This is a genomic window from Oleiphilus sp. HI0061, from assembly GCF_001635675.1.
The window spans coordinates 1-8,304 of sequence record NZ_LWFE01000480.1 but is presented as its reverse complement, the minus strand read 5'-3'; the positions used below and the strand labels follow the sequence as shown (position 1 = coordinate 8,304).

Genomic DNA, 8,304 nt, shown 5'->3' with positions numbered 1-8,304 from the left:
TTTAGAATCCCCGGGCAAAATGCAGAAAACCCCGGACTTTATGAAGAAACTCTCCGTAAAGGTTACGACCTGATGCAGCGCCCAAGAAAAGCTGCTGGTGTAACGGCCATTACGCGTCAACACAGTAAAAAGCGAATGACGATATGGGAACGTATTTCAGTTCTAACAGATGAAGACCCAAAGGTACTGTTCCAGAACTGGGGTAAAAATCTAGATGGCGCGTCAATCGTCACGGCAGTCGTAAAAATAGACGGCCGAGACGTTGCCTTATACGGTCACGATTTCACCGTCAGGGCGGGCTCTATGGATGCCACCAACGGCACTAAGCTAGCCCGCTTAATGGAGCTTGCGGGTAAACGAAAGATTCCTTTAGTGGGCCTAAACGATAGTGCCGGCGCTTACGTCCCCGCCGGAGTCGGCGGTCTAGACGGTTACGCCGAAGCTTTTACCGCTTTAAGAAAGATCAGCGGTGTTGTACCTAGCATTATGTGCATGTTTGGTTTTAATGCCGGTGGTGGTTCATACCTTCCACGCCAAGGTAGCTTTATGATTCAGCCAAATGATACATTCTTTGGCCTAACAGGCCCTGGTGTGGTGAAAAGTGTACTCGGTGAAGATGTAACGCCTGACGAGCTTGGCGGCCCTGGCGTACATAGCCAAAGTGGTGTCACAGATATCGTGGTAAAAGATGAAGTCAGCGCCTTGAAGAAAGTTCGCCAACTACTCAAATATCTTCCGAACAACAATTCCGAGTTAGCACCCTATCAGGAAACGTCCGATCCGATTGATCGTAAGACCTGGGATATCGACATCCTGCTGAAGAAGGCCTTCAATAGCCCAACCGGTTTCAATACGCCTATTGATGTCACTATCATGATCCAGCAACTTTGCGACCATGGCGACTTTATTGAAATTCAGGAAGAGCGTGCACGTAACACGGTTACAGCCTTGGGTAGAATGGGTGGCAATGTGGTCGGCTTTCTGGCCAATAACAGCGCCGTGTCTTCAGGCCAGATTGATATTGATGCAGCCTATAAGAATGCACGCTTTATCCGCTTCTGTAACCTTTACAATATCCCTGTCATCTTTATGGAAGATACAACGGGTTTCTTACCTGGTAAAGATCAAGAATCAAACGGTATTGTGCAAGCAGGTAGAGCAATGCTTGATTCAATTATTGACCTAAGAACGCCTCGTTTTTTGGTGATCATTCGTAACGCTTTCGGTGGTGCTTACGCTTCTTACAACTGCTATCAGACAGGTGCAGACTTTGTATGCGCCCTGCCTTCTACCAGAGCAGCCGTAATGGGACCAGCAGGTGTAGAATTTGTCTATAAGAAGGAGTTACGCGCTATTCGCGGTGCGGTTAAGACAGGCGAGCAAAGTGCCGAATGGGGCGCTGAGCAAGAAGCCTTACTCGCAAAACGCTATGAAGAAGAATTGATGAACCCAAATGAGGCGTTGAGCCTAGGGTCGATCTCTCAAATTGTTATGCCCAGAGACATGCGCAAGGTCTTGTGCGAACAGCTCAATTTCCACTTATCACACTATACACCTGAGCCACTCGGCGGCGTACAAAGGGAGTCTTTCTAATGAGTAACGAACATTACCTTAACAACCCGCTGACTCATCAAGACCGTCGTTTAGGCCAATCAGACAGCACTTGGGTACGTAGCTTCTCGTGTGAAGACATTCGCCCCTTAATCATTTGTCGTGGCCCTATTCGTAAAGAAGCAATGGATGTATTTGCAGAAATGGGAGTGACGCATTGCGGTATCTTATTGTCTGAAAAAGACAGTATTGTTTATCAAAATGCCTTGGCGCCAGAACTGCGCCAAATCAACAATCCTGACCGCATTCACCGTGTGCCAGACTACAGCGGCGCAGATAAAGAAGAGCGTGTTCAGCGCATAGAACAGATCATTCGCATTGCTAAAGAGAACAACTATAACGCTATTTTTGCCGGCTACGGCTTTATGGCCGAAGACGAAGCGATGGTTGGCGCAATGGAAGAAGCCGGTCTGAACTTTATTGGCCCTTGCTCGGAAACGGTTCATAAAGCAGGCCTAAAAGACGAGGCGAAGCGCACCGCATTGCAAGTCGGCGTCAGTGTAACGCCTGGAATCAACAATGCTACTGCCTTGACACTCCTTAAAAAGCATAGCGATGAAAAGGCGCTACTGTCTTTAGTCAAAAAAGAAGGCTTAGCACTCAACCAAGAACGCTTTGAAAATGCCGACTCAATTGAAGATAAAGCCGACGTCGTGCTTGATGCAGGCTACAAAAAAGGCATCGACCTTTATAGCGTGGCAGAGCTTCAGGAAACCATCCGCGAGCAAGTAATCAAGATTGGCCAGGAGTACCCTGAAAACCGTATTCGCCTGAAATGCATCGGCGGTGGCGGCGGTAAAGGCCAACGCATACTCTCCAGCCCTTCAAGCTTTAAAGGCAGCATCGAAGAGCGCTTAAGCCAAGCAGCAGATGAAGCACCTTCTCTAGTACTTGAGATCCTCAACGAGGTAAAAGCGACAGGCCAAGGCGACAACAAGAATATTCTTGTCGAGTTGAATATCGAAACCACTCGTCACCAGGAAATCCAGGTGATCGGTAATGGTGAATGGGCACTGGCTTTGGGCGGTCGTGATTGCTCTTTGCAGATGCACGAGCAAAAGCTGCTTGAAATATCGGTTACGACCGAAGATTTACAGCATGCGCTTACAGAGTCGTTGCATCGCGGTAGTGAAGCCGAATCTAAAATCCTTAGCCAGGAGATCAAAACCCTTCAGGCGATGGAAAAAGAATCCGAAGTATTTGGTCAGGCTGTAGGTTTGGACAACGTATCCACCTTCGAGTGTATCGTTGACCGCGACAAACACTTCTTTATGGAAATGAACACCCGAATTCAGGTTGAACACCGCGTTACAGAGCTCTGTTATAGCCTGAAATTCGTCAACCCCGACAACGCTGATGACAGTTTTACGGTGCACTCATTGGTCGAGGCCATGGTATTACTCGCTGCACACGGCAAGCGCTTACCCAAGCCCGAGCGCGTATTGCGTCATAATGCTTCGGTTGAAGCCCGCCTTAATGCAACTAACCAAGCTTTGGCACCCCATGCAGGTGGTTTGATTGAACATTGGTCAGATTCGCTTGATGGCGAAATTCGTGACGACCAGGGCATCAGTCTTCACAACCCTGATACAGATGTATTCATGTCCTATCACTTGGCCGGTGCTTACGATAGTAATATCGCCCTACTCCTGACTGTTGGCAACAATCGTCTGGAAAGCTTTGAACAAATGTCTGAAGTACTTCGCCGCACTAAGCTGGAAGGTAAGGATCTAGGCACCAACCTTGAATTCCATTACGGCTTGGTCAACTGGATAATGGGCAACAATATTCATGCGAAACCAACAACCCAGTTTATCGTTCCCTATCTAACGGCTGTAGGCGCGTTAAAAAAACAGGCACAGCAATACGACCTGAACCAGGTTTATGCTGAAGTCTGCCAAGCAAATATTGCTAGCCTTAAATCCAAGGACGACAAGACTGCAATGCAAAGCGTATTGCAACGCAAGCACCTATTGCTTACACGTCCGGTTGAGCACTTAATGCTTGAACCACACTTGTTATCCGGCTGGTTGGCCATGCATCAAACTCACTTCTCGGTTGATAAGAAGGGCAAGGTCTCCTGGATAGAAAACCCGATTAAAGTCCTGGATGAAACTTATCACTTCCTTAACATGGACTTTCACCCGGGAAACAAACGAGAGAACCCAGCGGCCACCATGATCTGGGATCATGACCAGGAAATCCTCAGCGATGCACTTTCCTTCTATAGCACACTTGAAGAAAAACTGGATATTTGCAACTTCAACGACTTAGACAAAGCCCTAAAAGCTGCCAAGCACAGCGATTTTGATACAGCGACCTGGGCCGCAATCAAAGCTGCCCACGCAGGCTATCAAGCTGGCTGCAGAGTACTACTATTACTGCCATACATAGCCGCCAAGACAGGTTTCTTCGAACTGAAAGTCGCTGATGACCTGAGCTTAGTCATTCCTGAGAACTTAACCAATAAAGATTATCAGGAAGCGATGGCGAAGGTCCTAGTACCACCACCTGTCGCGAAAAGTGATGAGATTCTCGCCAGCTCAGGCGGTATGTTCTATTCGCGCGAAGCGCCTGATATGCCTCCCTTTATTGAGGAAGGCCAGCACTTTGAGACGGGAGATCCGCTCTATATCGTTGAAGTCATGAAGATGTTCAATAAAATAGCTGCGCCGTTCTCTGGCACCATTGCTAAAGTGCTGCTTGAAGACGATGGCACCATTATTAAGAAGGGTCAGCCACTGTTCAAAATTGTTCCTGATGAAGAAATCGTTATTGAAACAGACGAGCAGATAAAAGACAGACAAACCAAAGCTTGCACTGAGTTTTTGGCGAATATTTAGGAGAATAAACAATGATTACAGGCTTAGACCACATTGCGATAGCAGTGCCAGATTTACAGAAAGCCATAGAGCGCTTTGCGGAAGACTTCGGCTTGAACCTTAAAGGCCAGGAAGATGTACCTGAAGCAAAAACCAGTGCTGCGTTTTTAGACGTTGAGAAAACCAGTATTGAATTGATTCACCCACTTAACGGTGAAGGCCCTGTGCAGAAATACTTGGAAAAGAAAGGCGGTGGCATTCACCACCTTTGTTTCCGCAGCGACGATATCGAAGCGGATGTTGAGCGTTTGAAGGCAAAGGGTTATCAATTCCTTTCCGATGCACCTTCACCTGGTGCGCACAATTGTAAAGTGATCTTCATCCACCCAAAAAGTGCCGACGGCATTTTAATAGAGCTTAACCAACCCATGGATCAGTAAGCACTTACATAAGCATAACAATAGAGCAGCTATTACTTAACGAGAAATACTATGTCTGATAAAAAGCCTGATTTAGCCGCACAACTCGAGCAATGGGAAGCGCTTGCGACCAAACAAATGAAAGGGGTCAGTCCGGATGAAATGACCTGGCAGACGCCAGAAGGTATTCCCGTTAAGGTGCTCTATACCGAGGAAGATACAAAAGACCTGCCTCACACCCAGACACTTCCCGGTATGGCTCCCTTTGTACGTGGCCCAATGGCAACGATGTACGCCGGCCGCCCCTGGACCATCCGCCAATACGCAGGATTTTCCACCGCAGAAGAGTCAAATGCTTTCTATCGCAAAAACCTGGCTGCCGGTGCACAAGGCGTATCAGTTGCCTTTGATTTAGCGACTCACCGAGGTTACGACTCAGACCACCCACGCGTAACGGGTGATGTAGGTAAAGCAGGTGTGGCGATTGATTCAGTCGAAGATATGAAAATTCTTTTCGACGGCATTCCGCTTGATAAAGTATCGGTATCCATGACCATGAACGGCGCAGTCTTGCCAATCCTGGCTAGCTACATCGTTGCAGCAGAAGAGCAAGGCGTTTCACAAGAACAGCTTTCAGGCACGATTCAGAATGACATTCTGAAAGAGTTTATGGTGCGCAATACCTATATCTACCCACCAAAACCATCCATGAGGATTATTGGCGATATTATCGGCTACACCTCCGAGAACATGCCTCGCTTTAACAGCATTTCAATCTCCGGCTACCATATTCAGGAAGCCGGTGCTGATGCAGCGCTGGAACTAGCCTACACACTTAGCGATGGCAGAGAGTATGTTAGAACTGCACTGAAAGCTGGTTTGGACGTCGATGCCTTTGCGCCTCGCCTTTCCTTCTTCTGGGGCATTGGCATGAACTTCTATATGGAGATCGCCAAGCTCAGAGCCGGTCGCTTGTTATGGCATAAGATTATGGATGAGTTCGGACCTAAGAACCCCAAATCTTCTATGCTTCGAACCCACTCGCAAACATCAGGCTGGTCTTTGACCGAGCAAGACCCTTACAACAATGTGATTCGTACCACCATCGAGGCGATGGCTGCGGTATTTGGTGGCACTCAGTCACTGCACACCAATGCTCTGGACGAAGCGGTTGCACTACCAACAGAATTCTCTGCCCGTATTGCGCGAAATACTCAGATCATCCTTCAAGAAGAAACAGGTATTCCTCAGGTTGCAGACCCTTGGGGGGGCTCCTACATGATGGAAAGTCTCACGCAGCAGATTGCTGATCGAGCTTGGGAATTAATTGAAGAAATCGAGGAAAAAGGTGGAATGGCAAGTGCCATAGAACATGGCATTCCAAAAATGCGAATTGAAGAAAGTGCCGCGAAAAAACAAGCACGCATTGATCGCGGTGAAGATGTCATTGTTGGTGTCAATAAATACCAGCTCGATCATGAAGATGACCTGGATATACTTGAAGTAGACAATGTGGCTGTACGCGAGTCACAAATCAAGCGCTTGGAATCGATTCGTACAAATCGAGATTCTGATGCGGTTAAAGCAGCGCTTACAGCCTTGACTGAGGCAGCGAAAACAGGTGAAGGCAATTTGCTAGAATTGAGCGTAAATGCTGCTCGCTTACGCGCGACTGTTGGCGAAATTTCTGATGCTCTGGAAGAAATATACGGACGTTTTCAGGCGGAATCTCGCACTATTAGCGGCGTTTACGGCGCCTCCTATGAGGGCGATGAAGACTGGCAAGCAATACAGTCTGATATTGAAGCCTTTGAGAAAGCCCAAGGTCGGCGCCCAAGAATGCTGGTCTGTAAAATGGGCCAAGACGGCCATGACAGGGGTGCTAAAATTATTGCCACCTCATTTGCCGATGCGGGCTTTGATATCGACCTATCCCCTATGTTTTCAACCCCTGAAGAAGTCGCCAAGCAAGCCGTCGAAAATGACGTGCATGCCGTCGGTGTCAGCTCACAAGCTGCAGGACACAAGACACTAGTTCCTGAGCTCATTCAGGCGCTCAAAAATCAAGGCGCGGACGACATTATCGTTATTGCCGGGGGAGTGATCCCTAAACAAGACTACGACACACTCTATCAGGCAGGAGTTAAAGGAATCTTCGGGCCTGGTACAAAAGTGCCTTATAGTGTTCGCCAAGTGCTAACGGCGATCAATGAGTCTGCCTAGCTTCCTGGTATGAATATCGATCTTGAGCAACTCAAAAAAGGCCAGCGCCGAGCACTAGCCAAAGCTATTACCTTGGTCGAGAGCAAGCGCGACCAAGACAGAGCGGCTGCTCAACAAGTCTTGAATGAGCTATTGTCAGATACCGGAAATAGCCTTCGTATAGGAATCAGTGGCGTACCGGGGGTGGGAAAGTCTACCTTCATCGAAGCCTTTGGTCGCCATCTGATCGCTAATGGAAAAAAGGTAGCTGTACTCGCTGTCGACCCCAGCTCTCCTCTACGTGGAGGAAGTATCCTTGGCGATAAAACCCGCATGGAAAAACTTGCCCGTGAAGACAATGCCTTTATTCGCCCCAGCCCTTCTGAAGGCGCGCTAGGTGGCGTCGCGCTTAGAACCCGTGAGACAATGCTCCTATGCGAAGCCGCCGGCTACGATGTAATACTCGTAGAGACCGTTGGTGTAGGCCAATCCGAGTATGAAGTCGCCTCGATGGTCGATTTCTTTCTCGTATTGATGCTTCCTAACGCTGGAGATGACTTACAAGGCATCAAACGAGGCATTATGGAGCTGGCGGATGCCTTAGTCGTTAACAAAAGTGATGGTCCTAACCAAGGCTTGGCTCAGCAAACCAAAAACCACTACAGTAATGCCTTTCACCTCTTACAGCACGATGGTTTTTGGAAACCTCAAATTCTCACCTGCTCATCTCTTGAGAACACCGGAATTGAGACTGTATGGGACATGATTCTGGACTACCAGGAACAAGGCAAAAGCCACTCCAATGAAGAAGGCCTTAATCTATTTGAGGATAAACGCGCCCGACAAAATAGAGAATGGTTGAACACCTTGGTAAAAGATATGTTGGAACAGGAGCTTAAAAGTCACCCTCCAGTTCAATCAGCACTACCTAAGCTCCGCTCAGCTGTGCAGGAAAATAGTGTAACCCCCTACTCTGCAGCACATCAAATCATTCAGTTATTTCTCAACAAACAAGACCCGTCTTGACTATTTACCGCCCCTTAGCGAGGACCCTATTGCTATCAGCCTGAGCTAATCACGACAGGCAAGGGTTCGAATATATCTGCCAACGCTAAACTAAAAAAGCCCGATTAAGTAACCGGGCTTGATAACAAACTAAGCTAAATATTATGCTGTTGTTTTCTTGATAATCGCAAGCAAATCGTCCTTTAGCTTAAGGCGCTCTTTCTTACACTTTTCAAGGTACTCGT

General features: G+C 47.8%; 5 protein-coding genes. All 5 read left to right on the top strand.

The annotated features are described in order from the left end of the window. Window positions 1-1,593, top strand: a 1,593-nt coding sequence (locus tag A3735_RS06400; RefSeq protein WP_197485710.1) for an acyl-CoA carboxylase subunit beta, incomplete at its 5' end; no start/stop codon positions are given. Beyond that, window positions 1,593-4,454 (top strand): biotin/lipoyl-containing protein, encoded by a 2,862-nt coding sequence (locus tag A3735_RS06395; RefSeq protein WP_068513978.1) that lies wholly within the window; start codon window positions 1,593-1,595, stop codon window positions 4,452-4,454. The genes A3735_RS06400 and A3735_RS06395, both read left to right, overlap by 1 nt. Before the next feature lie 11 nt (window positions 4,455-4,465). Next, the gene (gene mce / locus A3735_RS06390; RefSeq protein ID WP_068513974.1) at window positions 4,466-4,873 is read left to right on the top strand and encodes a methylmalonyl-CoA epimerase; all 408 of its coding nucleotides are present in this window, start codon (window positions 4,466-4,468) and stop codon (window positions 4,871-4,873) included. A 51-nt stretch (window positions 4,874-4,924) separates the two neighbouring features. After that, the gene (gene scpA / locus A3735_RS06385; protein ID WP_068513972.1) at window positions 4,925-7,075 is read left to right on the top strand and encodes a methylmalonyl-CoA mutase; all 2,151 of its coding nucleotides are present in this window, start codon (window positions 4,925-4,927) and stop codon (window positions 7,073-7,075) included. Between the two features lie 9 nt (window positions 7,076-7,084). Further along, window positions 7,085-8,080 (top strand): methylmalonyl Co-A mutase-associated GTPase MeaB, encoded by a 996-nt coding sequence (gene meaB, locus A3735_RS06380; RefSeq protein WP_068513969.1) that lies wholly within the window; start codon window positions 7,085-7,087, stop codon window positions 8,078-8,080. Window positions 8,081-8,304: the final 224 nt, after the last annotated feature.

Bases quoted from the DNA above. Each gene is read 5' to 3' on its own strand.
- scpA (WP_068513972.1), top strand. From the start codon at position 4,925: ATGTCTGATAAAAAGCCTGATTTAGCCGCACAACTCGAGCAATGGGAA.
- mce (WP_068513974.1), top strand. From the start codon at position 4,466: ATGATTACAGGCTTAGACCACATTGCGATAGCAGTGCCAGATTTACAG.
- meaB (WP_068513969.1), top strand. From the start codon at position 7,085: ATGAATATCGATCTTGAGCAACTCAAAAAAGGCCAGCGCCGAGCACTA.
- A3735_RS06395 (WP_068513978.1), top strand. From the start codon at position 1,593: ATGAGTAACGAACATTACCTTAACAACCCGCTGACTCATCAAGACCGT.